Raw genomic sequence first — 20801 nt, 5'->3', positions numbered from 1 at the left:
CGTGATGGCACGCACCGAGGCGTTCACAATGGTGCGTGAAATCACACACCCTACGGATCGCCGTCCCAAAACGAAAAAGCCCCGCCACATGGGCGGGGCCGTGATCGTGCCACTTGGGCGTGATCTTATTCTTCGTCTGCCGCTTCGAATTCGGCAATGCGCGCCTTGTCGGCAGCGCCTTTGGCATCGACGTCACGGTCAACGAATTCGATGATCGCCATCGGTGCCATGTCGCCATAGCGGAAACCGGCCTTCAGGATGCGGATGTAACCGCCCGAACGCTCTGCATAGCGCGGGCCAAGGATGTCGAACAGCTTGGTAACCAGCATGTCCTGCTTGAGAGCGGCGCGCGCCTGACGGCGGGCGTGCAGATCGCCGCGCTTGCCCAGCGTGATCAGCTTTTCAACGATCGGGCGCAGTTCCTTGGCTTTCGGCAGGGTTGTCTTGATTTGCTCATGTTCGATGAGCGAGCCAGCCATGTTTGCAAAGAGCGCCTTGCGGTGCTCGTGGGTGCGGTTCAGGCGGCGATAGCCTCGTGCGTGACGCATGTGTCTTCTCCTAATGTGCCCTCTACGGGCGTTTTTGCTTTGTCCGGCCGCCGATGCGTGTCAGCAGCTCTCCTTGGGGCGGATGCCCGTTTGGGTGAGAGTTGCCCCTCACCCAAGTGTCTTAAAAGTTGTCTTCCAGCTTTTTCGCCAGGTCTTCGATATTGTCTGGCGGCCAGTCTTCGACGTCCATACCAAGGTGTAGACCCATGCCCGACAGCACTTCCTTGATCTCGTTCAAGGACTTACGTCCAAAGTTCGGCGTGCGGAGCATCTCGGCTTCGGTTTTCTGGATCAGATCGCCGATATAGACGATGTTGTCGTTCTTCAGGCAGTTCGCCGAACGGACAGACAGTTCCAGTTCGTCCACTTTCTTGAGCAGAAGCGGATTGAACTCGAGACCATCGTCGTCGTCCTGCGGGCGGGCCGATTCCGGCTCGTCGAAGTTGACGAAGATCGACAGCTGGTCCTGAACAATGCGCGCGGCGTAAGCGACGGCATCTTCAGGGGTCAGCGACCCATCGGTTTCGATTTTCATGGTCAGTTTGTCATAGTCGAGAACCTGACCTTCACGGGTCGGTTGCACGTCATAGGCGACCTTTTTAACCGGCGAATAAATCGCGTCGATCGGCATCAGGCCGATGGGCGCGTCTTCGGGACGGTTCTTGTCAGCCGAGACATAGCCCTTGCCGGTGTTGACCGTCAGTTCCATGTAAAGGTCTGCCCCATCGTCAAGGTGGCAGATCACATGATCGCGGTTCAGAACTTCGATACCGTTGGTTTCCGAAATGTCACCAGCGGTGACAACGCCCGGACCCTTGGCATTGATCGATACGCGCTTGGGGCCTTCGACTTCCATGCGAAGCGAGACACCCTTGAGGTTCAGAACGATGTCGGTCACGTCTTCGCGGACGCCAGCAACGCTGGAGAACTCGTGCAGCACGTTGTCGATCTGTACGGAGGTGATTGCAGCGCCCTGAAGCGACGACAGCAGAACCCGACGCAGCGCGTTGCCCAGGGTGAGACCAAAGCCGCGCTCAAGCGGTTCGGCGACAACGGTCGCGACACGCGACGGATCAGCGCCCGGCTTGACTTCAAGCTGTGTCGGCTTGATCAGTTCTGCCCAATTTTTGTGGATCATGCGTCCCTCCATTCTTGTTTCTGCCCCATGTCCGAAAGGCAAAAACGCCCGAGGTTAAAATGACGAAAGCACGACCCCACCAAAGGGTGGGGCCATGCCAGTAAAGTGTTCGCTTTTAGACGCGACGGCGCTTCGGCGGACGGCAGCCATTGTGTGCGATCGGGGTCACATCACGGATCGAGGTGATGTTGAAGCCGACAGCAGCCAGCGCGCGCAGAGCTGATTCACGGCCCGAACCGGGGCCCTGAACTTCGACTTCGAGCGTCTTGACGCCATGTTCCTGTGCCTTGCGGCCCGCATCTTCGGCAGCCAGCTGGGCTGCATAAGGTGTGGATTTCCGCGAGCCTTTGAAGCCCATGGTGCCGGCAGACGACCACGAAATGGCGTTGCCCTGCACGTCGGAGATCAGGATCTTGGTGTTGTTGAAGCTGGAGTTCACATGTGCGACGCCAGCTGCGATGTTCTTGGAGACCTTCTTCTTGCCTCCGCGACGGGTATCACGTGCCATTGGTTCGGACCTCCCTTATTTCTTCTTACCAGCAATGGCCTTTGCGGGGCCTTTGCGAGTACGAGCGTTGGTGTGGGTCCGCTGACCGCGTACGGGCAGGTTGCGACGATGACGCAGGCCACGGTAGCAGCCAAGATCCATCAGACGCTTGATATTCATCTGTGTCTCGCGGCGCAGGTCGCCTTCGACAGTGAAGTTGGCGTCAATATGTTCACGCACGGCGAGCACTTCGGCATCGCTCAGTTCGTTAACACGACGAGTCGGATCGATGTTGACCGCTTCGCAAATTGCCTTTGCGGAGGTATGGCCAATACCGGTGATGTAGGTGAGGGCGATTGGAACACGCTTCCCTGTGGGAATGTTCACGCCAGCAATACGTGCCACGTAGGACTTCCTTTTCGTTGCGGGTCCGTAACGCCAGACCCTTTTTTCACAACATAAGGCCCGTCGGTTTTACCCTTGGGGCCCCTAGCTGATCAGGTGATCCGCATGTGGGCGCGACCCAACATGCGATGGTGATTCTCAGTTAAGAGATGGCGGTAGATAGGAGCGTTTTTCACCCGCGTCAAGGGCATGGCAGACCTCATTGCGCGTGCGCCAGGTCTGCCAAGCTTTCTTACGCCGTTCAGGCGTCCAACACCTTCGCGATGTCCGCTTTCACCGCTGCCATCTCGCCAAGACCGTCGACCGAGGACAGTTGCCCCTTGGCATAGTAATAGCCGATCAAAGGCGAGGTCTTTTTGTAATACTCCATCAGACGCTGCTTGAGGCTATCCTCGTTGTCGTCCGCGCGGCGCTTGAATTCACTACCGCCGCAATTGGTGCATTTGCCATCCGCCGGAATTGGCTTGGTGTGGTCATTGTAGACCTCACCGCAGGAACCGCAGGTGGAACGTGCCGTGATGCGGGCGACAAGCGCATTGTCGTCGACCTGCATCTCAATCACTGCGTCGAGTGTCTCGCCTTCTTCGGCGAGCAGCTCGCCCAACGCATCTGCTTGAGCCAGAGTGCGCGGGAAGCCGTCAAAGATGAAGCCACCCTTTTTGTCACCCTCGAGTTTTTCGCGGATCAGACCGATGACGATCTCATCCGTCACCAACTCACCACGGGCCATCACGTCAGCAACGACCTTGCCCATCTCTGTGCCACTGTCTTTGGCTTCGCGCAGCATGTCGCCGGTCGAAAGCTGGATCATGTCACGTTCGTCACAGAGGAACCGCGCCTGAGTGCCTTTGCCCGCACCCGGCGGGCCCAAAAGTATGATATTCATCGGCGCGCCGGGCTCCGTCTTTTGCCTTTGGACTTACCCTTGCCGCGAAGTTGCGACTTTTGAATAAGACCTTCGTATTGATGCGCCAGAAGATGGCTTTGCACCTGTTGGATCGTGTCCATCGTTACCGACACAACGATCAGTACGGATGTGCCACCAAAGTAGAACGGGATCGCAAATTGACCGCGCAGAACTTCGGGCAACAGACAGACCGCAGTCAGGTAGGCAGAGCCCAGAACAAGCACGCGGTTGACCACGTATTCAAGGTATTCTGCGGTTTTCTTGCCCGGACGGATACCCGGTACAAAGCCGTTCTGGTTCTTCAGGTTGTCGGCCACGTCATCGACTTTGAACGACACGTTGAAGGTGTAGAAATAGGCGAAGAAGACGATCATCGCCCCGAAGAACAATAGATAAAGCGGCTGCCCTGGCCCGAAATAGGCAAGGATCGTCGACATCACCGGACCGGAATTCTGACCGCTGAAGGTGCTGATCGTGGTCGGCAGCAGCAGCAAAGAGCTGGCGAAGATCGCCGGAATCACGCCCGACGGGTTGACCTTGACCGGCAGGTGGCTGTTCTGCGCTTCTGCGATCTTCATGCCCATCTGGCGACGGGGATACTGGATGGTGATCTTTCGGAGCGCACGCTCCATGAAGACGACGAACATGATCACCAGAATGACCATGAGGATCACCCCCACGATCACCGCAGGGCTAATCGCGCCCGAACGACCCGACGCAAAGAACTGCGCAAGAGCGGCAGGAACTTCGGCGATGATGCCGACGAAGATGATGAGCGAGATGCCGTTTCCGACGCCGCGTGCGGTGATCTGTTCACCCAGCCACATCAGGAACATTGTGCCACCTACAAGGGTGATCACGCAGGACGCACGGAAAAACCAGCCCGGATCGGTGACAAGATCACCCGCCTCAAGGCTGACCGCAAGGCCATACGCCTGAAACGTGGCTAGGAACACCGTGCCGTAGCGGGTGTACTGGGCAATCTTCTTGCGGCCCGCTTCGCCCTCTTTTTTCAACTGTTCCAGCGATGGCACCATGGAGGCCAAAAGCTGAACGATGATCGAGGCCGAGATATAAGGCATGATGCCAAGAGCAAAGATGCCCATGCGACCCAGGGCACCGCCGGTGAACATCGTCAGGATGCCCCCGATGCCTTGCTGCGCCTGCTCCATGAATTCGCGCAAGGCAATACCGTCGATCCCGGGAACCGGGATGAAGGTGCCGATGCGGTAAACGATCAGAAGGCCGAGCGTAAACAGGATCCGGTTGCGCAAATCGGTCGCTTTGCCGAGCGCAGCCCAGCTTGTATTCGCGGCCATTTGTTCTGCTGCTGATACCATGCGGGTCTCTTTTATGATGAACGCCGCCATGAGCGGTCCGGCTCAGGCGGCGTTTGGAAAGCTCTGGAGGGTATGTAAGCGGCGCGAGGGCCGCTCACAACCTCTTATTCGGCAGCCTGCGCGGTTGTGACCGTCAGAGAGCCGCCAGCCTTCTCCACCGCGTCGATTGCGGATTTCGAAGCGCCGGTGACTGCCAGCGTCACTTTCGCAGTGATATCGCCCTTGGCAAGAACGCGGATGCCGTCCAGCTTGCGGCGGACCAGACCGGATGCGACCAGCGCGTCCTCGTCAATGGTGCCTTTCGCATCGAGCTTGCCGGCGTCGACGAATTTCTGGATCAGGCCAAGGTTGACCACGGCAAACGCCTTGCGGTTCGGCTTGTTGAAGCCACGCTTGGGAAGACGCTGGTAGAGCGGCATCTGGCCACCCTCGTAGCCCTTGATGGCCACACCCGAACGGGATTTCTGACCTTTGATACCACGGCCACCCATTTTACCAAGGCCGGAGCCCGGACCACGGCCAACGCGCTTTTTGCGCTTGGTTGCGCCAGGATTGTCACTTAGTTCATGCAGTTTCATATCGCTTCTCCTTTGCCGGAAACGCCCCCGAAGCGATGTGGGACGAACGCGGCTTCTCTTGATTTTAGACTCAGGACCCTATCGGGCCACCGGGGGCGTATAGAGGGTTGCCGATGCCGGATCAAGGGGCAGAGTAGCACTTGTGACGTAAACAGCAGCGTCTGTTTTTAAGTTACGAAACCCTGTCCTGAATGTCGTCACCCTCCCAAGGCGGTAATACCTTGGACACGCTACTTTCATCCATGAAATACCGTTCCCTGGGCTTTGGACCGGAAAGTTTCTGTGCGACAAGCGATACAAGGGGAGCGACGCCGGACACGTCTGGATCGGCAACAGCTGTCAGCTCTTTCAACAACTTGGCGCGATCCACCCATTTTGCATCACCGATACCATCGCAGGGAAATCCAACACGTACGTTGCGCTCAATGATCTTGAGTATCACCCGACCGCCGTCGGTGCTGTCCAAAGGCGTGCGGCGCGCCTCGGTAAAGTAATACGCGACGCCCAGCTTATGAAGAATGGCGACAGCGACAGCATTCTGACAGGCAGGATGGTCCAACATCGCGGATAGACATTCATAGGTGCTTGCAACATCGCTATTCATTGCACCTGCCAATTGCAGCCACATTTCCTGATCCGTATCGCGGTGAATGAGATCTTCGAACTCCCCAACCTCTGCTACGTCTTCAAGGTGCCAAGGCAACCTGTGCTCCAAGATATAGTTGATTACCGCATTCACATCTTCGGGCAGCCGGTCTGCCGCATACACAGGCCGCTCCGGCACAGTTCGCGCCTTTTTGCGCGGCAGATTGACGACCTCGGTTTGCGGGACGCTTGTCGGCGGTGTGTTGACGGGTTGTGTCTGCGGCTTTGACCTTGCGGTGACCACTTTTTGATCAGAATTCGACTGTTCTGCCGATCTAGTTCGATAGAACACGACGATCACAAATGCGACGACGAAGAGCAATCCAACTGCCGCGATCGCCATTTGGACATTCAGAGGCAAGGTGCGGACCGTTTCTTCCAACATCGGTTTGAGCATAGTCGCCCCGACCACAGCACTGATGGAGACGCTCAGGACAATGATCCCCAGAATGACTTTCTTAATCATGCGATACCCAATTCGACCGAGACAACTTGGTATCGGATTTAGGGGCGCATTCCGGCAGACATTCGGCGAAAAAGTGCGGAAAAAGAGTTTACCACTTCAGATATCGTTTCTTTTGACACGAAAAAAGCCCCCCGGAAAACCGAGGGGCTTTGTGTCTTGGCGGCCATCGCTTCGGCGCGATGGGACTATCCTTACCGGATAGGCAGAGCCGACAAATCAGCCGCGCTCTTCGATGATCTCGACCATGTGAGACACTTTGCGGACCATACCACGGATGGCAGGTGTGTCCTCAAGCTCACGGGTCTTGTGCATCTTGTTCAGACCCAGACCGATCAGCGTCTGGCGCTGGATGGCGGGGCGGCGGATCGGGGAGCCGATCTGCTTTACAACAATTGTCTTAGCCATAGTGATCAGGCCTCCTCAGCGACTTGGGCGCTTTCCTGCGGCGCGTCTTCGCGCTTGGGCAGGATGTCAGCCACTTTCTTACCACGACGCTGCGCAACGGAGCGCGGGCTGGACTCTTTCGAGAGACCATCAAGCGTAGCGCGGATCATGTTGTAGGGGTTCTGCGAACCGATCGACTTTGCGACCACGTCCTGAACACCCAGCATTTCAAATACGGCACGCATCGGACCACCGGCAATGATACCAGTACCTTGCGGAGCTGTACGCATCACGACGCGACCTGCACCATGACGGCCTTCCATGTCGTGGTGCAACGTGCGGCCTTCGCGCAGCGGAACGCGCATCATCTTGCGCTTGGCTTGCTCGGTCGCTTTACGGATGGCCTCGGGGACCTCCTTGGCTTTACCTTTACCAAAGCCAACGCGGCCTTTCTGGTCGCCCACAACGACAAGCGCGGCGAAGCCGAAACGCTTACCACCTTTTACGGTCTTGGACACCCGGTTGATTGCGACCAGACGATCGGCAAATTCCGGCGCCTGTTCTTCACGGTCGCGACGATTGCCACGACGATTGTTTTCACGTTCTGCCATCTAGGCATCCTTTGTTCTGTGGGCTGATGCCCGTTGTCCAATCCAGGTGAGCCTTTCGGTGCTCCCGGATCATCGGGAAGGGATGAGCCTTCCGCAAAGCAAGGTGCGTGTCAGCACGCACCTTGCGAAATCAGTTGGTAGGGTGCGTGATGTCACGCACCGCCACCCTTAGATCTTCAGTCCACCTTCGCGGGCTGCGTCAGCCAGAGCCTTGACGCGACCGTGAAAGAGGAAACCGCCACGATCGAAATACGCCTCGGTCACGCCTGCTTTTTTGGCCCGCTCGGCAATTGCCGCGCCAACCTTTGCAGCCGAAGCGACATCATTCTTGCCGCCAAGCTCTTTTTCCATCGTCGAAGCCGCTGCCAGTGTCACACCCTGAACGTCGTCGATCAGCTGAACGCTGATGTTCTTGTTCGAACGATGAACGCTGAGGCGCACGCGCCCTGCATTGACCTTGCGAAGTTTGTTCCGAACGCGCAGACGGCGCTTTTGGAACAGATCACGTTTACTGTTTGCCATGTCCTTGCGTCCTTACTTCTTCTTGCCTTCCTTACGGAAGATGAATTCGCCCTTATAGCGAATGCCTTTACCCTTGTAGGGCTCAGGACGACGCCAGTCGCGAATGTTCGCAGCCACCTGACCCACCAGCTGAGCATCCTGACCTTCGATCACGATCTCTGTCTGCTTGGGGCATGTGACGGTCACACCGTCAGGAATTTGGAAATCAACGTCATGCGACAGGCCAAGGTTCAGTTTCAGGACATTGCCCTGAAGCTGAGCACGGTAACCAACACCCTGAATTTCAAGCTCTTTCTTGAAAGTGTTGGTTACACCATGCACCAAATTCGCAACCATCGTGCGGGACATGCCCCACTGCTGGCGTGCGCGCTTGGACTTGCCACGCGGCGTGACGGTGATCACGTTTTCTTCAACCGAGATGGTCACATCATCGGTCGCGGTGAAGCTCTTGGCGCCTTTCGGGCCTTTCACTTCGACGGTCTGGCCAGACACGGACGCGGAGACACCCGAGGGCAGCTCAACCGGCTGTTTACCAATACGAGACATTACCAGACCTCCTTAGAAGACGGTGCAAAGTACTTCGCCGCCAACATTGTGGCTGCGGGCACTTGCATCGGTCATGACGCCTTTGGACGTGGACACGATCGACACACCCAGACCCTGACGGACCTGCGGGATGTCTTCCACACCCAGATACACACGACGGCCCGGCTTGGACACGCGCTTGAGTTCGCGGATCACGGGGGTTCCATCGTAGTACTTGAGGCTGATTTCATATGCGGGGTGGCCATTCACATCTTTGGTTTCTTCGAAACCGCGGATGTAGCCTTCGTCCGCCATCACCGCGAGAACGCGGCCACGCAGCTTGGAAGCCGGTGTCATGGTTGTGGACTTGCCGCGCATCTGTGCGTTGCGGATACGGGTGAGCATATCGCCGATAGGATCGTTCATTCTATGCCCTCCTTACCAGCTCGACTTGACCATACCGGGGGCTTGTCCATTGCTGGCAAGTTCACGAAGCATGATCCGGCTGACCTTGAGTTTACGATAATAGGCGTGCGGACGCCCGGTGAGCTGGCAGCGGTTGTGCAGGCGCGAGGGCGCGCTGTTCCGCGGCAGTTTGGCAAGCTTGAGGCGCGCCTTGAAGCGCTCTTCCATCGGCTTGCTTTCGTCGTTCGCGATTGTCTTCAGCTCAGCGCGCTTGGCGGCGTACTTTTCCACCAGCTTCTGACGCTTCTTTTCGCGTTCAATCATTGCTTTCTTCGCCATGGTATCAGTCCCCTCAGGCGTTGAACGGCATGTTGAAATGCTTCAACAGCGCCTTGGCTTCCGCGTCGGTCTTTGCGGTCGTCGTGATGATGATATCCATGCCCCAGACTTCATCGACCTTATCAAAGTCGATTTCGGGGAACACGATGTGCTCTTTCATGCCCATGGCAAAGTTGCCACGACCATCAAAGGACGGCTTCACGCCGCGAAAGTCCCGAATACGGGGCATCGCGATGGTGATCAAACGATCGAGGAAGTCGTACATCCGGTCGCCACGCAGGGTCACCTTGGCACCAAGCGGCATTTCTTCACGAACGCGGAAGCCCGCGATGGATTTCTTTGCCTTGGTGGTCACGGCCTGCTGACCAGCGATCTTTGTCAGATCCTCAACAGCGGATTTTGCTTTCTTGCTGTCACGGACAGCTTCGGCACCGCAGCCGATGTTCAGCACGATCTTGTCGAGGCGCGGAATCATCATGTCGTTCGAATAACCGAACTCTTCTTTCATCGCAGCCTTGATTTGCTCGCGGAAAGCGGCCTTCAGACGCGGGGTGTAGGTTGCAGTATCAAGCATCGATTACATCCCCTGTTGTCTTGGCGTAACGGACCTTTTTGTCGCCTTCGATCTTGAAGCCAACGCGGGTCGGTTTGCCGTTTGCATCAACGATAGCCAGGTTCGACAGGTCGATCGGCATCGCTTTTGGAGTGCGGCCGCCCTGGGTTGTCTGGGACTGGCGCACGTGGCGGATTGCGACGTTCACACCATCGACGATGGCCTTGCCGGCCTTCGGATCAACGGATGCGATTGTGCCCGACTTGCCTTTGTCTTTACCGGCAAGCACGACCACCTTGTCACCTTTACGGAGTTTAGCAGCCATTACAGCACCTCCGGAGCAAGCGAGATGATTTTCATGAAGTTCTTGGCGCGGAGTTCACGCACAACCGGGCCGAAGATACGCGTACCGACCGGCTCACCTGCGTTGTTCAGGATCACGGCAGCGTTGCGGTCAAAACGGATAGCTGTGCCGTCTTCGCGACGGACTTCTTTGGCGGTGCGTACGACGACGGCCTTGCGGACGTCACCTTTTTTCACGCGACCGCGCGGGATGGCTTCCTTCACGGATACGACGATGATGTCACCCACCGACGCGTATTTCCGCTTGGACCCACCCAGAACCTTGATGCACTGAACTCGGCGTGCGCCGGAGTTGTCAGCAACATCCAGATTGGTCTGCATCTGGATCATAATTTGTCTCCCGACGTCCCGGACCGCTCAGACGAGGCATTGGCCCGGGGGTTTCGTAAATGCCAAAAGGCTATCGCTTACTCAGCGATAACCTCCCAACGTTTGGTCTTCGACTTGGGGGCGCATTCCTGAATGCGGACAACGTCCCCAACAACGAATTTCTCGGCCTCATCATGGGCGCGATATTTCTTGGACTTCCGGATCGTCTTTTGAAGAACCGGGTGCTTGAAGCGGCGCTCGACGGACACGGTCACAGTTTGTGTGTTCGCGGTCGATGTAACGGTGCCGGAAAGGATACGTTTGGGCATCTGTTCAGGCTCCTCTTACGCGTCGCTGGCGGCAGCAGCCGCTTTTTGGTTCAGCACGGTGTTCACACGTGCCACGTTGCGGCGCACTTCACGAATGCGCGCGGTGTTCTCAAGCTGGCTGGTGGCCGCCTGAAAGCGGAGGTTGAAGGCCTCTTTCTTCAGGGACACAAGCTCATCCCGGAGCTGATCCGGTGTCTTGTCATGCAGTTCTTTGGCGTTCATGCGCCGTTCCTTTCTATCAACATCACCGGAGAGCCCCATCATTGATGTGGGTCACCCTGATTCCCGGTGGAGGTGGATGAAGTGGCGCGTATAGGCGGGATGCCAGAGTCGCGCAACCCCTTTGTTTACATGTCGCTTCAATGTCCTCTCGCCATTGGTGCGACCGCATATTATGACGGGGCCATGAGCACAATATCTTCCCTCTTCGTGACCCGCCTCTACCACGCGCCCCTGTCCGAGCAGGCACCGAACATCGACGCCGAGGAAATGGAAAACTCCTGTTTCGCCATCGCCGAGGATGACGAGGCTGGCCAGCAATGGTGCGAGGACAATGCCTATCCCGGCTACACCTCCTATGCCTCCCTGTCAGACCTGCCTTGGCGCTTTCCGATCTTTGCCGATTTGGTTAAGTCGCTCGACGCACATGTCGCGGCCTTTGCCAAGGATCTGGAGTTCGATCTGGACGGTCGCAAGCTGGTGCTGGAAGACCTCTGGATCAACATCCTGCCCGAAGGCGGGTTTCATGCCGCCCATATCCACCCGCATTCGGTGATTTCGGGTACGACCTACGTTTCCATGCCCGAAGGCGCGTCGGCCCTGAAACTCGAAGATCCGCGCCACGCGATGATGATGGCCGCCCCACCCCGCCGCAAAGACGCGCGCGAGGAGATGCGGAACTTCATCTACGTGAAACCGGCGGTCGGCGACGTCCTGCTCTGGGAAAGCTGGCTTCGCCACGAGGTGGTGATGAACCAGTCCGAAGACGAGCGCGTGTCGGTGAGTTTCAACTATCGGTGGGAGTGAGGAAAGCGTTTCGAAACGCTTTCTAAAGCCATTCAAATGGCTTTGATCCGCGCCTCAACCTTAGCAACCAAACGCTTAGAAGCGTTTGGTGAAATCATTCAAATGATTGCCAAAGAAAAACCCCCGGCGCTTACACACCGGGGGCTATTAATCTCGTAGGGTGCGTGCTCGCACGCACCGAACCGCTTACCAGTCCTCGCGGACCACAACGCGCGTCTTGATCGGCAGCTTCATTGCAGCCAGACGCAGCGCTTCGCGGGCAATGTCTTCACCGACGCCGTCGATTTCGAACATCACGCGACCCGGCTTTACCTTGGCGGCCCAATAATCGACCGAACCCTTACCTTTACCCATACGGACTTCGGTCGGCTTCGACGTGACCGGGGTATCCGGGAAAATCCGGATCCAGACACGGCCCTGACGCTTCATGTGACGCGTCATGGCACGACGGGCAGCTTCGATCTGACGTGCAGTCACACGCTCAGGCTGAAGCGCCTTGAGGCCGAAGGTGCCAAAGTTCAGATCGGAGCCGCCTTTGGCTTCGCCCTTGATCCGGCCTTTGAACATCTTACGGAATTTTGTACGCTTTGGTTGAAGCATGATTAGTTCCTCCGACCGCCGCCAGCACCACGCGGTGCGGGACCGTCTTGCAGTTCCTGTGCCTTACGATCCCGTGCCGACGGATCATGATCCATGATCTCGCCTTTGAAGATCCAGACCTTGATGCCGATGATGCCGTAAGGCGTTGTTGCCTCAACATTGGCATAATCGATGTCGGCGCGCAGCGTGTGCAGCGGCACACGGCCTTCGCGATACCATTCGGTCCGTGCGATTTCCGCGCCACCCAGACGGCCTGCAACGTTCACGCGGATGCCGAGGGCACCCATACGCATGGCGTTCTGCACGGCACGCTTCATGGCACGACGGAAAGACACACGACGCTCGAGCTGCTGGGAGATGCTTTCCCCAACCAGCTGCGCGTCCAGTTCCGGCTTACGCACTTCAACGATGTTGAGGTGCAGTTCGCTGTCGGTCATCGCGGCAAGCTTCTTGCGGAGCGTTTCGATGTCCGCGCCTTTCTTGCCGATGATGACGCCGGGACGTGCGGTGTGAATGGTCACGCGGCACTTCTTGTGCGGGCGTTCGATGATGACACGGGCCACACCAGCCTGCTTGCACTCTTTCGCGATGAATTCACGCATCGCGATGTCTTCGAGCAAGAGGTTGCCGTAGTCCTTAGTGTCAGCGTACCAGCGGCTGTCCCAGGTGCGGTTCACCTGAAGGCGCATGCCGATCGGATTGGTCTTGTTACCCATTAGGCCTGCTCCTCAACTTGACGCACCTTGATGGTGATCTCCGAAAACGGCTTCATGATCTTGCCGAAACGGCCACGTGCCCGCGGACGGCCACGCTTCATTACAAGGTTCTTGCCCACATAGGCTTCGGCGACGATCAACTCGTCCACGTCGAGACCGTGGTTGTTTTCGGCATTTGCGATGGCCGACTGAAGGCATTTCTTCACGTCAGCAGCGATCCGCTTCTTGGAGAAGGTCAGATCAGTCAAAGCGCGATCCACTTTCTTGCCGCGGATCAGACCGGCGACGAGGTTCAGTTTCTGCGGGCTGGTGCGCAGCATCCGCAGCTTCGCCATGGCTTCATTGTCAGCCACGCGGCGGGGGTTCTTTTCCTTGCCCATGACTTACTTCCGCTTCGCTTTTTTGTCAGCCGCGTGACCGTAATAGGTCCGTGTCGGCGAATATTCACCGAACTTCTGACCGATCATGTCTTCGGTGACGTTCACAGGAACATGCTTCTGGCCGTTGTACACGCCAAACGTCAGGCCCACGAACTGGGGCAGGATCGTCGAGCGGCGCGACCAGATTTTGATGACTTCGTTGCGACCCGATTCACGCGACGCTTCTGCCTTTTTCAAGACATAGGCATCGACGAACGGGCCCTTCCATACAGAGCGCGACATGGTTTACCGCCCCTTCTTCTTGGCGTGACGCGAGCGGATGATCAGCTTCTGCGACGCCTTGTTTCTGTTGCGGGTCTTCTTGCCCTTGGTCGGCTTGCCCCACGGGGTCACCGGGTGACGACCACCCGAGGTCCGGCCTTCACCACCACCGTGCGGGTGGTCGATCGGGTTCATGACGACACCACGGACGCTTGGGCGAATGCCCTTGTGGCGCATACGGCCCGCTTTACCGAAGTTCTGGTTCGAATTGTCCGGGTTGGACACGGCACCGACGGTGGCCATGCATTCCTGACGGACCATGCGAAGTTCGCCCGAGCTCAGACGGATCTGCGCGTAACCACCATCACGACCCACGAACTGAGCGTAGGTCCCGGCGGCACGGGCGATCTGACCACCCTTGCCGGGCTTCAGTTCGATGTTGTGAACGATTGTCCCGATGGGCAGCCCCGAGAAGGGCATCGCGTTACCCGGCTTGACGTCGGCTTTTTGCGACGCAACCACGCGGTCGCCAATGGCGAGACGCTGGGGGGCAAGGATATAGGCCTGTTCGCCATCGTCATACTGGACGAGTGCGATAAAGGCGGTGCGGTTGGGGTCATATTCGATACGCGCGACGGTCGCGCCCACGTCAAACTTGTTCCGCTTGAAATCAACGATACGGTAAAGGCGTTTCGCCCCACCACCGCGACGACGGGATGTGATACGTCCGGTGTTGTTCCGGCCACCCGATTTGGTCAAACCCTCAGTGAGGGCTTTGACCGGACGGCCTTTCCACAGCTCCGAACGGTCGATCAGCACCAGCCCGCGCTGGCCCGGCGTCGTCGGCTTATACGACTTGAGTGCCATGCTTTCTGTCTTCCGTTAGCAAGTGCAGGTCTTTGACGACCCGCTATGTTTGGGCGAACGTATTCGCCAGGGGTATAGGGCCCCGAAGGTCCCCGGTTAATGCAACAACGAAGCCCCGGACGAATCCGGGGCTGCGCGGTTGGGGCTTACTAGGTGGTGTGGCGCGTGGCGTCAAGCGCCGTGGGTTTAGAAAGAACGAGTTATCCGCGTTCCCGTCGCACACCGTCTTTGCTTCGCAAGAAGGACCGTCATCCTCGCGCTCGACCCGAGGCCACCTAACCAGACCAATCTTCGGGCCAAGCCCGAGGATGACGCCGAGTATAGACCCGTAGGCTGCGTGTTCTCACGTGCCGTGCACGGCCGGGACATCGCCAATCTGGGAGGTCTGACAATGGCCCGGCGGCTTCGCCGCTATCAGGACCAACACACTCCAAAACAAGGAAAAAGCCCCCCGCCATCACTGGCGAGGGGCTTTCTTATTCTATCAGACCGGGCCGAAACCCAACCAGATCACAGACCTGTGGTCACGTCGATCGTGTTGCCTTCGGCAAGTGTCACATAGGCTTTCTTCACGTCTTTCCGACGGCCCATTGTGCCGCGGAACCGCTTGGTCTTGCCCTTCGTGATCGTCGTGTTGACCGCCTTGACCGACACACCAAACAGCGCTTCTACGGCTGCTTTGATCTGCGGTTTGTTGGCGTCGATCGCCACTTCGAAGACCACAGCGCCGTTTTCCGACGCCATTGTGGTTTTCTCGGTGATGATCGGCTTGCGGATCACATCGTAATGTTCAGCTTTCGCGCTCATTTCAGACGAGCCTCCAGTGCTTCGACACCCGCCTTCGTGAGCACCAGAGTGTCACGCTTGAGGATGTCATAGACGTTTGCCCCCATCGACGGCAGAACATCGAGACCGTCGATGTTGGCTGCGGCACGGGCGAAGTTTTCATTCACTTCGGCCCCGTCGATGATTAGCGCGCGCTTCCAGCCCAGGTTTGAAACCTGCTTGGCCAGCGACGATGTCTTACCGTCAGAATCGATATTCTCGATGATGACAAGCGAACCGTCTTTGACCTTGGCGGACAGAGCGTGCATGAGACCCAGCTTACGCACCTTCTTGGGAAGGTCGTGCGCGTGGCTGCGCGGTGTCGGACCCTTGTAGATACCACCCTTGCGGAAGATCGGAGCCTTGCGGGAGCCGTGACGTGCGCCACCGGTGCCCTTCTGGCGATAGATCTTCTTGGTCGAGTAGCTGACTTCGGACCGTGTTTTCACCTTGTGTGTACCGGCTTGCGCTTTGTTGCGCTGCCAGCGAACGACACGGTGCAGAATGTCGGCGCGCGGCTCGAGACCAAAAATCTCGTCGCCCAGCTCGACCGACCCGGCGGTTCCGCCGTCCAGTTTGATCACGTCGAGTTTCATTCGTCGCCTTCCTTCTTCTCAGCCTGAATTTCCGCCTCGGCTTCTTTCAGAGCGGCTTCTTCGGCTGCTGCTGCCTCTGCTGCTGCAGCTTCTGCTGCGGCGGCTTCTTCAGCGGCGGCCTGAGCGGCGGCTTCTTCGGCCAGACGCTTGGCTTCTTCACCAGCCGACCGCAGAGCGGCGGGCAGGATAACGTTTTCCGGCGTCGGCTTCTTCATGGCGTCCTTGACGGTCACCCAACCACCTTTGGAGCCGGGAACGGCGCCTTTGATCATGATGATGCCGCGTTCCGCGTCCGTCTTCACAACCTGAAGGTTCTGGGTCGTCACTTTGACAGCGCCCATGTGACCGGCCATCTTCTTACCTTTGAAGACTTTGCCCGGGTCCTGACACTGACCGGTGGAACCATGCGAACGGTGCGAAATCGAAACACCGTGCGAGGCACGCAGACCACCAAAGTTGTGACGCTTCATGGCACCGGCAAAACCCTTACCAATCGACGTGCCGGAGACATCCACAAACTGACCTTCGAAGTAATGGTCAGCAGTGATCTCTTCACCTACGTTGATCAGGTTCTCGGGTGCGACGCGGAATTCCGCGACCTTCCGCTTGGGTTCCACGTTCGCCGCAGCAAAGTGACCGCGCATCGCTTTGGATACGCGCTTTGCCTTGATCGAACCGGTGCCCAGCTGAACTGCCGAATAGCCGTGCTGGTCAGCTGTGCGCTGAGCAACGACCTGAAGATTGTCGAGTTGGAGGACGGTCACGGGAATCTGCTTTCCGTCTTCCATGAAAAGCCGGGTCATGCCGACTTTCTTAGCGATGATACCAGAGCGCATCATGGGATACTCTCCTTAAACCTTGATCTCGACATCCACGCCAGCGGCGAGGTCGAGCTTCATCAGGGCATCAACAGTTTGCGGGGTCGGGTCAACGATGTCGAGCATGCGCTTGTGGGTACGGATTTCCCACTGATCGCGTGACTTCTTGTTGACGTGCGGACCGCGCAGAACGGTGAATTTCTCAATCTTGTTCGGCAGCGGAATCGGGCCGCGCACTTGCGCGCCGGTCCGCTTGGCAGTGTTGACGATTTCCTGTGTCGACGCGTCGAGCACACGATAGTCAAACGCCTTGAGCCGAATGCGAATAGTCTGGCTTTGCATTGGTCTTAGCCTTTATTGGCGTTGCGGTTGAGAGGATGAGGCAAGACCACCCTGCCCCTTCATCGAACCGAATACGGGACGGCATGACGCCGCCCCGCGCAATTTGGTATCGTTGAAGTTTACTCGACGATTTTGGACACGACGCCGGAGCCGACGGTGCGGCCGCCTTCGCGGATGGCGAAGCGGAGGCCGTCTTCCATGGCGATCGGCGCGATCAGTTCAACGTCGAACTTCAGGTTGTCGCCCGGCATCACCATCTCGGTACCTTCCGGCAGCGTCACGGTGCCCGTCACGTCTGTGGTCCGGAAGTAGAACTGCGGACGGTAGTTCGCGAAAAACGGTGTGTGACGACCGCCTTCTTCCTTGGTCAGAATGTAGACCTCGGCTTCGAACTTCGTGTGCGGGTTCACCGACTTCGGCTTGCACAGAACCTGACCACGCTCAACGCCCTCACGGTCGATGCCGCGCAGCAGAACGCCCACGTTGTCGCCTGCTTCACCACGATCCAGCAGCTTGCGGAACATTTCAACGCCGGTACAGGTCGTCGATTTGGTGTCCTTGATGCCAACGATTTCGATGGTGTCGCCAACGTTGATCACGCCACGCTCGATACGGCCGGTCACAACCGTACCACGACCCGAGATCGAGAACACGTCTTCGATCGGCATCAGGAACGGCTGGTCGATCGCACGTGCCGGCTGCGGGATGTACTCGTCCACGGCCGCCATCAGTTCGCGGATCTTGTTCTCACCGATTTCCGGCTCAGTGCCGTTCATCGCGTGCAGAGCAGAGCCCGCTACGATCGGAATATCGTCGCCCGGGAAGTCGTAGGTCGACAGCAATTCGCGGATTTCCATCTCGACGAGTTCCAGAAGTTCCGGATCGTCAACCTGGTCAACCTTGTTCATGAACACGACCATGGCGGGAATACCCACCTGGCGGCCCAGCAGGATGTGCTCGCGGGTCTGCGGCATCGGGCCGTCAGCGGCGTTCACAACCAGGATCGCGCCGTCCATCTGGGCGGCACCGGTGATCATGTTTTTCACATAGTCGGCGTGGCCGGGGCAGTCGACGTGCGCATAGTGACGCGCGTCGGTTTCGTATTCCACGTGCGCGGTCGAGATCGTGATACCACGTGCCTTCTCTTCCGGCGCGCCGTCGATCTGGTCATACGCCTTGAAGTCACCAAAGTACTTCGTGATCGCCGCCGTCAGCGTCGTCTTGCCGTGGTCAACGTGACCAATCGTGCCAATGTTGCAGTGCGGCTTACCGCGCTCAAACTTTTCCTTGCCCATTGCAAAGCTCCTTTTCTTTTCTCACGGTGCGTGCTGCGCACACATCCTACAGGGTTGGTAGGGTGCGTGGTTGCCCACGCACCGCGGGTTATGCGTATTTCGACTGGATCTCTTCAGAGATGTTCTGCGGAACCGGATCGTAGTGATCGAACTGCATCGTGAACTGCGCACGGCCCGAGGACATGGAACGCAGCGTGTTGATGTAGCCGAACATGTTGGCGAGCGGTACCATCGCAGCAATCGCAACAGCGTTGCCGCGCGGTTCCTGCCCAGTCACCTGACCCCGACGGGATGTCAGGTCACCGATGATCCCACCGGTATAGTCTTCCGGCGTCACAACTTCGACCTTCATGATCGGCTCAAGCAGCTTCGCTCCGGCTTTCTTCATGCCTTCGCGCATGCCCATCCGAGCCGCGATTTCAAAGGCCAGAACGCTGGAGTCCACATCGTGGAACTTGCCGTCGATCAGAGCGACTTTGAAGTCGATCACGGGGAAGCCTGCCAACGGACCAGAGTCCATGACCGACTTGATGCCCTTTTCGACGCCCGGGATGTATTCCTTGGGAACCGCGCCACCGACAATCTTGGATTCGAAGGAATAGCCTTCGCCCGGCTCTGTTGGTGTGATCACCAGCTTCACTTCGGCGAACTGACCCGAACCACCCGACTGTTTCTTGTGGGTGTAGGTGTGCTCGACTTCGTGACCGATGGTTTCGCGATACGCCACCTGAGGTGCACCGATGTTGGCTTCGACCTTGAACTCACGCTTCAGACGATCAACGAGGATATCGAGGTGAAGTTCGCCCATGCCCTTCATGATGGTCTGACCGGACTCAATGTCGGTTTCCACACGGAAGGAGGGATCTTCAGCCGCCAGACGCGCAAGGCCCTGGGACATCTTTTCTTGGTCGCCTTTGGTTTTCGGCTCGACCGCAATCTCGATGACCGGATCCGGGAACGTCATCGTTTCCAGAACCACCGGATCAGCTTTGTCACAAAGCGTGTCACCAGTTGTCGTGTTCTTGAGACCACCCAGAGCAATGATGTCACCAGCATACGCTTCGGTAATTTCATCGCGGTTGTTGGAGTGCATCATCATCATACGGCCCACGCGCTCACCATGACCTTTGGTCGAGTTGAGCATGGAGTCGCCCTTCATGAGCTTACCAGAGTAGATCCGTACGAAAGTCAGCGAGCCAACAAACGGGTCGTTCATGATTTTGAACGCAAGGCCGGAGAACGCCATATTGTCATCCGCGCGACGCGGGATGTTGCGTGTTTCGGTCTCATCACCCGGCTTGAAGCCCATGTAGTCAACCACGTCGAGCGGGCTCGGCAGGTAGTCGATCACAGCGTTGAGCAGCGGCTGAACACCTTTGTTTTTGAACGCGGAACCGCCCAGAACCGGTACGAACGACAGCGACAGCGTACCCTTACGCAGCAGAGCGCGCAGTGTCGGAACGTCAGGCTCGTTGCCTTCAAGGTATTCCATCATCGCGTCGTCGTCCATGTCGACGGCCGCTTCGATCATCTTGCCGCGCCACTCTTCAGCCATGTCCTTGAGGCTGTCACGGATCGGAGCTTTGATCCAGGACGCACCAAGATCCTCGCCCTGCCAGAGCCACTCTTCCATGGTCACAAGGTCAATCAGACCTTCGAGTTCGGTTTCCGCACCGATCGGAATACCAACCGGCACAGCCTTCGCGCCTGTACGGTCTTCGATCATCGCAACGCAGTTGAAGAAGTCAGCGCCGATCTTGTCCATCTTATTGACGAACACCATGCGCGGAACCTTGTAGCGGTCAGCCTGGCGCCAAACGGTTTCGGTCTGCGGCTCAACACCGGCGTTGGCGTCAAGAACACAGACTGCACCGTCGAGAACAGCCAGCGAACGTTCGACTTCAATGGTGAAGTCCACGTGCCCGGGGGTGTCGATGATGTTCAGACGGTGCTTCGGGCTATCCGGCTCAACACCGTTTTCCGTGCGTTCCCAAAACGTCGTGGTTGCAGCGGACGTGATCGTGATGCCACGTTCCTGTTCCTGCTCCATCCAGTCCATGGTTGCAGCACCATCGTGCACTTCGCCGATGTTGTGCGACTTGCCGGTGTAAAACAGGATGCGTTCGGAGCAGGTGGTTTTACCTGCGTCGATGTGCGCCATGATACCGAAGTTGCGGTAGCGCTCGAGAGGATAATCGCGTGCCATTGTGTTTGGCTCCTA

General features: G+C 57.7%; 31 protein-coding genes. 1 reads left to right on the top strand and 30 read right to left on the bottom strand.

Translation table 11 applies throughout. The features are described 5' to 3' along the window. Positions 1-125 precede the first annotated feature (125 nt). From rplQ to rpmC, 19 genes are all read right to left on the bottom strand, one after another. Complete coding sequence (gene rplQ, locus MCRY_RS07555; protein ID WP_085628869.1) at positions 126-548, bottom strand: 50S ribosomal protein L17; 423 nt, start codon at positions 546-548, stop codon at positions 126-128. A gap of 121 nt (positions 549-669) precedes the next feature. Then, complete coding sequence (locus MCRY_RS07550; RefSeq protein WP_085628868.1) at positions 670-1686, bottom strand: DNA-directed RNA polymerase subunit alpha; 1017 nt, start codon at positions 1684-1686, stop codon at positions 670-672. A 115-nt stretch (positions 1687-1801) separates the two neighbouring features. Continuing rightward, complete coding sequence (rpsK, locus tag MCRY_RS07545; RefSeq protein ID WP_072780049.1) at positions 1802-2194, bottom strand: 30S ribosomal protein S11; 393 nt, start codon at positions 2192-2194, stop codon at positions 1802-1804. A 15-nt stretch (positions 2195-2209) separates the two neighbouring features. Beyond that, complete coding sequence (rpsM, locus tag MCRY_RS07540) at positions 2210-2578, bottom strand: 30S ribosomal protein S13 (protein ID WP_085628867.1); 369 nt, start codon at positions 2576-2578, stop codon at positions 2210-2212. Positions 2579-2819: 241 nt separating this feature from the next. After that, positions 2820-3464, bottom strand: a complete 645-nt coding sequence (locus tag MCRY_RS07535) for an adenylate kinase (RefSeq protein WP_085628866.1) — start codon at positions 3462-3464, stop codon at positions 2820-2822. Continuing rightward, positions 3461-4825 carry a preprotein translocase subunit SecY gene (gene secY, locus MCRY_RS07530; RefSeq protein WP_085628970.1) on the bottom strand — a complete coding sequence of 455 codons (1365 nt, stop codon included), beginning with the start codon at positions 4823-4825 and terminating at the stop codon, positions 3461-3463. The genes MCRY_RS07535 and secY overlap by 4 nt, the downstream gene beginning before the upstream one ends. Positions 4826-4929: 104 nt before the next feature. Further along, entirely contained in the window at positions 4930-5403 is a 474-nt protein-coding gene (gene rplO, locus MCRY_RS07525; RefSeq protein ID WP_085628865.1) for a 50S ribosomal protein L15, read from the bottom strand. A 172-nt stretch (positions 5404-5575) separates the two neighbouring features. Further along, positions 5576-6514 carry a hypothetical protein gene (locus MCRY_RS07520; protein WP_085628864.1) on the bottom strand — a complete coding sequence of 313 codons (939 nt, stop codon included), beginning with the start codon at positions 6512-6514 and terminating at the stop codon, positions 5576-5578. A 216-nt stretch (positions 6515-6730) separates the two neighbouring features. Further along, on the bottom strand, positions 6731-6919 hold the full coding sequence (rpmD, locus tag MCRY_RS07515) for a 50S ribosomal protein L30 (protein WP_085628863.1): 189 nt from the start codon (positions 6917-6919) through the stop codon (positions 6731-6733). 5 nt (positions 6920-6924) lie between these two features. Next, the gene (rpsE, locus tag MCRY_RS07510) at positions 6925-7509 is read right to left on the bottom strand and encodes a 30S ribosomal protein S5 (RefSeq protein WP_085628862.1); all 585 of its coding nucleotides are present in this window, start codon (positions 7507-7509) and stop codon (positions 6925-6927) included. Positions 7510-7677: 168 nt separating this feature from the next. Then, positions 7678-8031: a 50S ribosomal protein L18 gene (gene rplR, locus MCRY_RS07505; RefSeq protein WP_085628861.1), complete on the bottom strand. Its 354-nt coding sequence runs from the start codon at positions 8029-8031 to the stop codon at positions 7678-7680. A gap of 12 nt (positions 8032-8043) precedes the next feature. Continuing rightward, positions 8044-8577 carry a 50S ribosomal protein L6 gene (gene rplF, locus MCRY_RS07500; RefSeq protein WP_085628860.1) on the bottom strand — a complete coding sequence of 178 codons (534 nt, stop codon included), beginning with the start codon at positions 8575-8577 and terminating at the stop codon, positions 8044-8046. Positions 8578-8589: 12 nt separating this feature from the next. Then, positions 8590-8982, bottom strand: a complete 393-nt coding sequence (gene rpsH, locus MCRY_RS07495) for a 30S ribosomal protein S8 (protein ID WP_085628859.1) — start codon at positions 8980-8982, stop codon at positions 8590-8592. Positions 8983-8994: 12 nt separating this feature from the next. Continuing rightward, positions 8995-9300 (bottom strand): 30S ribosomal protein S14, encoded by a 306-nt coding sequence (gene rpsN / locus MCRY_RS07490; RefSeq protein ID WP_085628858.1) that lies wholly within the window; start codon positions 9298-9300, stop codon positions 8995-8997. A 13-nt stretch (positions 9301-9313) separates the two neighbouring features. Next, a complete protein-coding gene (rplE, locus tag MCRY_RS07485) occupies positions 9314-9874 on the bottom strand; it encodes a 50S ribosomal protein L5 (protein ID WP_085628857.1) in 561 nt (186 codons plus the stop codon). Continuing rightward, positions 9867-10178 carry a 50S ribosomal protein L24 gene (gene rplX / locus MCRY_RS07480; protein ID WP_085628856.1) on the bottom strand — a complete coding sequence of 104 codons (312 nt, stop codon included), beginning with the start codon at positions 10176-10178 and terminating at the stop codon, positions 9867-9869. The genes rplE and rplX overlap by 8 nt, the downstream gene beginning before the upstream one ends. Continuing rightward, positions 10178-10546 (bottom strand): 50S ribosomal protein L14, encoded by a 369-nt coding sequence (rplN, locus tag MCRY_RS07475; protein ID WP_007427594.1) that lies wholly within the window; start codon positions 10544-10546, stop codon positions 10178-10180. Before rplN ends, rplX begins: the two co-directional genes overlap by 1 nt. Positions 10547-10623: 77 nt before the next feature. Further along, positions 10624-10854: a 30S ribosomal protein S17 gene (gene rpsQ / locus MCRY_RS07470; protein WP_085628855.1), complete on the bottom strand. Its 231-nt coding sequence runs from the start codon at positions 10852-10854 to the stop codon at positions 10624-10626. 15 nt (positions 10855-10869) lie between these two features. After that, the gene (rpmC, locus tag MCRY_RS07465; protein WP_085628854.1) at positions 10870-11076 is read right to left on the bottom strand and encodes a 50S ribosomal protein L29; all 207 of its coding nucleotides are present in this window, start codon (positions 11074-11076) and stop codon (positions 10870-10872) included. Positions 11077-11259: 183 nt separating this feature from the next. Here rpmC and MCRY_RS07460 point away from each other — a divergent pair, with 183 nt between their 5' ends. Further along, a complete protein-coding gene (locus MCRY_RS07460) occupies positions 11260-11880 on the top strand; it encodes a 2OG-Fe(II) oxygenase family protein (protein WP_085628969.1) in 621 nt (206 codons plus the stop codon). Positions 11881-12066: 186 nt separating this feature from the next. Here MCRY_RS07460 and rplP read toward each other — a convergent pair whose 3' ends face one another. The 11 genes from rplP to fusA form a co-directional block, all read right to left on the bottom strand. Beyond that, positions 12067-12480, bottom strand: coding sequence for a 50S ribosomal protein L16 (rplP, locus tag MCRY_RS07455; protein WP_085628853.1), 414 nt, complete (start codon positions 12478-12480; stop codon positions 12067-12069). Between the two features lie 2 nt (positions 12481-12482). After that, positions 12483-13196 (bottom strand): 30S ribosomal protein S3, encoded by a 714-nt coding sequence (gene rpsC, locus MCRY_RS07450; RefSeq protein ID WP_085628852.1) that lies wholly within the window; start codon positions 13194-13196, stop codon positions 12483-12485. Continuing rightward, on the bottom strand, positions 13196-13576 hold the full coding sequence (gene rplV / locus MCRY_RS07445) for a 50S ribosomal protein L22 (protein ID WP_085628851.1): 381 nt from the start codon (positions 13574-13576) through the stop codon (positions 13196-13198). Before rplV ends, rpsC begins: the two co-directional genes overlap by 1 nt. Positions 13577-13579: 3 nt before the next feature. Further along, on the bottom strand, positions 13580-13858 hold the full coding sequence (gene rpsS / locus MCRY_RS07440; RefSeq protein ID WP_085628850.1) for a 30S ribosomal protein S19: 279 nt from the start codon (positions 13856-13858) through the stop codon (positions 13580-13582). Between the two features lie 3 nt (positions 13859-13861). After that, the gene (gene rplB, locus MCRY_RS07435; RefSeq protein ID WP_085628849.1) at positions 13862-14704 is read right to left on the bottom strand and encodes a 50S ribosomal protein L2; all 843 of its coding nucleotides are present in this window, start codon (positions 14702-14704) and stop codon (positions 13862-13864) included. Between the two features lie 510 nt (positions 14705-15214). Next, entirely contained in the window at positions 15215-15511 is a 297-nt protein-coding gene (locus MCRY_RS07430; protein WP_085628848.1) for a 50S ribosomal protein L23, read from the bottom strand. After that, the gene (rplD, locus tag MCRY_RS07425) at positions 15508-16125 is read right to left on the bottom strand and encodes a 50S ribosomal protein L4 (RefSeq protein ID WP_085628847.1); all 618 of its coding nucleotides are present in this window, start codon (positions 16123-16125) and stop codon (positions 15508-15510) included. Before rplD ends, MCRY_RS07430 begins: the two co-directional genes overlap by 4 nt. After that, the gene (gene rplC, locus MCRY_RS07420) at positions 16122-16964 is read right to left on the bottom strand and encodes a 50S ribosomal protein L3 (protein ID WP_085628846.1); all 843 of its coding nucleotides are present in this window, start codon (positions 16962-16964) and stop codon (positions 16122-16124) included. The genes rplD and rplC overlap by 4 nt, the downstream gene beginning before the upstream one ends. Before the next feature lie 12 nt (positions 16965-16976). Then, positions 16977-17285 (bottom strand): 30S ribosomal protein S10, encoded by a 309-nt coding sequence (rpsJ, locus tag MCRY_RS07415; protein ID WP_085628845.1) that lies wholly within the window; start codon positions 17283-17285, stop codon positions 16977-16979. Between the two features lie 119 nt (positions 17286-17404). Continuing rightward, positions 17405-18580 carry an elongation factor Tu gene (gene tuf, locus MCRY_RS07410; RefSeq protein WP_085628829.1) on the bottom strand — a complete coding sequence of 392 codons (1176 nt, stop codon included), beginning with the start codon at positions 18578-18580 and terminating at the stop codon, positions 17405-17407. Between the two features lie 88 nt (positions 18581-18668). Next, on the bottom strand, positions 18669-20786 hold the full coding sequence (gene fusA, locus MCRY_RS07405; protein WP_085628844.1) for an elongation factor G: 2118 nt from the start codon (positions 20784-20786) through the stop codon (positions 18669-18671). Positions 20787-20801: the final 15 nt, after the last annotated feature.

It is taken from the genome of Marivita cryptomonadis, from assembly GCF_002115725.1.
Lineage (GTDB): Bacteria > Pseudomonadota > Alphaproteobacteria > Rhodobacterales > Rhodobacteraceae > Marivita > Marivita cryptomonadis.
Note: the sequence above shows the minus strand (reverse complement) of the source record. Positions and strands in the feature narration are given on the sequence as shown.

Excerpts from the sequence above, each read along its gene's own strand:
- rplQ (WP_085628869.1), bottom strand. The coding sequence starts at position 548 with ATGCGTCACGCACGAGGCTATCGCCGCCTGAACCGCACCCACGAGCAC.
- MCRY_RS07550 (WP_085628868.1), bottom strand. The coding sequence starts at position 1,686 with ATGATCCACAAAAATTGGGCAGAACTGATCAAGCCGACACAGCTTGAA.
- rpsK (WP_072780049.1), bottom strand. The coding sequence starts at position 2,194 with ATGGCACGTGATACCCGTCGCGGAGGCAAGAAGAAGGTCTCCAAGAAC.
- MCRY_RS07535 (WP_085628866.1), bottom strand. The coding sequence starts at position 3,464 with ATGAATATCATACTTTTGGGCCCGCCGGGTGCGGGCAAAGGCACTCAG.
- secY (WP_085628970.1), bottom strand. The coding sequence starts at position 4,825 with ATGGTATCAGCAGCAGAACAAATGGCCGCGAATACAAGCTGGGCTGCG.
- rplO (WP_085628865.1), bottom strand. The coding sequence starts at position 5,403 with ATGAAACTGCATGAACTAAGTGACAATCCTGGCGCAACCAAGCGCAAA.
- MCRY_RS07520 (WP_085628864.1), bottom strand. The coding sequence starts at position 6,514 with ATGATTAAGAAAGTCATTCTGGGGATCATTGTCCTGAGCGTCTCCATC.
- rpmD (WP_085628863.1), bottom strand. The coding sequence starts at position 6,919 with ATGGCTAAGACAATTGTTGTAAAGCAGATCGGCTCCCCGATCCGCCGC.
- rpsE (WP_085628862.1), bottom strand. The coding sequence starts at position 7,509 with ATGGCAGAACGTGAAAACAATCGTCGTGGCAATCGTCGCGACCGTGAA.
- rplR (WP_085628861.1), bottom strand. The coding sequence starts at position 8,031 with ATGGCAAACAGTAAACGTGATCTGTTCCAAAAGCGCCGTCTGCGCGTT.
- rplF (WP_085628860.1), bottom strand. The coding sequence starts at position 8,577 with ATGTCTCGTATTGGTAAACAGCCGGTTGAGCTGCCCTCGGGTGTCTCC.
- rpsH (WP_085628859.1), bottom strand. The coding sequence starts at position 8,982 with ATGAACGATCCTATCGGCGATATGCTCACCCGTATCCGCAACGCACAG.
- rpsN (WP_085628858.1), bottom strand. The coding sequence starts at position 9,300 with ATGGCGAAGAAAGCAATGATTGAACGCGAAAAGAAGCGTCAGAAGCTG.
- rplE (WP_085628857.1), bottom strand. The coding sequence starts at position 9,874 with ATGCTTGATACTGCAACCTACACCCCGCGTCTGAAGGCCGCTTTCCGC.
- rplX (WP_085628856.1), bottom strand. The coding sequence starts at position 10,178 with ATGGCTGCTAAACTCCGTAAAGGTGACAAGGTGGTCGTGCTTGCCGGT.
- rplN (WP_007427594.1), bottom strand. The coding sequence starts at position 10,546 with ATGATCCAGATGCAGACCAATCTGGATGTTGCTGACAACTCCGGCGCA.
- rpsQ (WP_085628855.1), bottom strand. The coding sequence starts at position 10,854 with ATGCCCAAACGTATCCTTTCCGGCACCGTTACATCGACCGCGAACACA.
- rpmC (WP_085628854.1), bottom strand. The coding sequence starts at position 11,076 with ATGAACGCCAAAGAACTGCATGACAAGACACCGGATCAGCTCCGGGAT.
- MCRY_RS07460 (WP_085628969.1), top strand. The coding sequence starts at position 11,260 with ATGAGCACAATATCTTCCCTCTTCGTGACCCGCCTCTACCACGCGCCC.
- rplP (WP_085628853.1), bottom strand. The coding sequence starts at position 12,480 with ATGCTTCAACCAAAGCGTACAAAATTCCGTAAGATGTTCAAAGGCCGG.
- rpsC (WP_085628852.1), bottom strand. The coding sequence starts at position 13,196 with ATGGGTAACAAGACCAATCCGATCGGCATGCGCCTTCAGGTGAACCGC.
- rplV (WP_085628851.1), bottom strand. The coding sequence starts at position 13,576 with ATGGGCAAGGAAAAGAACCCCCGCCGCGTGGCTGACAATGAAGCCATG.
- rpsS (WP_085628850.1), bottom strand. The coding sequence starts at position 13,858 with ATGTCGCGCTCTGTATGGAAGGGCCCGTTCGTCGATGCCTATGTCTTG.
- rplB (WP_085628849.1), bottom strand. The coding sequence starts at position 14,704 with ATGGCACTCAAGTCGTATAAGCCGACGACGCCGGGCCAGCGCGGGCTG.
- MCRY_RS07430 (WP_085628848.1), bottom strand. The coding sequence starts at position 15,511 with ATGAGCGCGAAAGCTGAACATTACGATGTGATCCGCAAGCCGATCATC.
- rplD (WP_085628847.1), bottom strand. The coding sequence starts at position 16,125 with ATGAAACTCGACGTGATCAAACTGGACGGCGGAACCGCCGGGTCGGTC.
- rplC (WP_085628846.1), bottom strand. The coding sequence starts at position 16,964 with ATGATGCGCTCTGGTATCATCGCTAAGAAAGTCGGCATGACCCGGCTT.
- rpsJ (WP_085628845.1), bottom strand. The coding sequence starts at position 17,285 with ATGCAAAGCCAGACTATTCGCATTCGGCTCAAGGCGTTTGACTATCGT.
- tuf (WP_085628829.1), bottom strand. The coding sequence starts at position 18,580 with ATGGGCAAGGAAAAGTTTGAGCGCGGTAAGCCGCACTGCAACATTGGC.
- fusA (WP_085628844.1), bottom strand. The coding sequence starts at position 20,786 with ATGGCACGCGATTATCCTCTCGAGCGCTACCGCAACTTCGGTATCATG.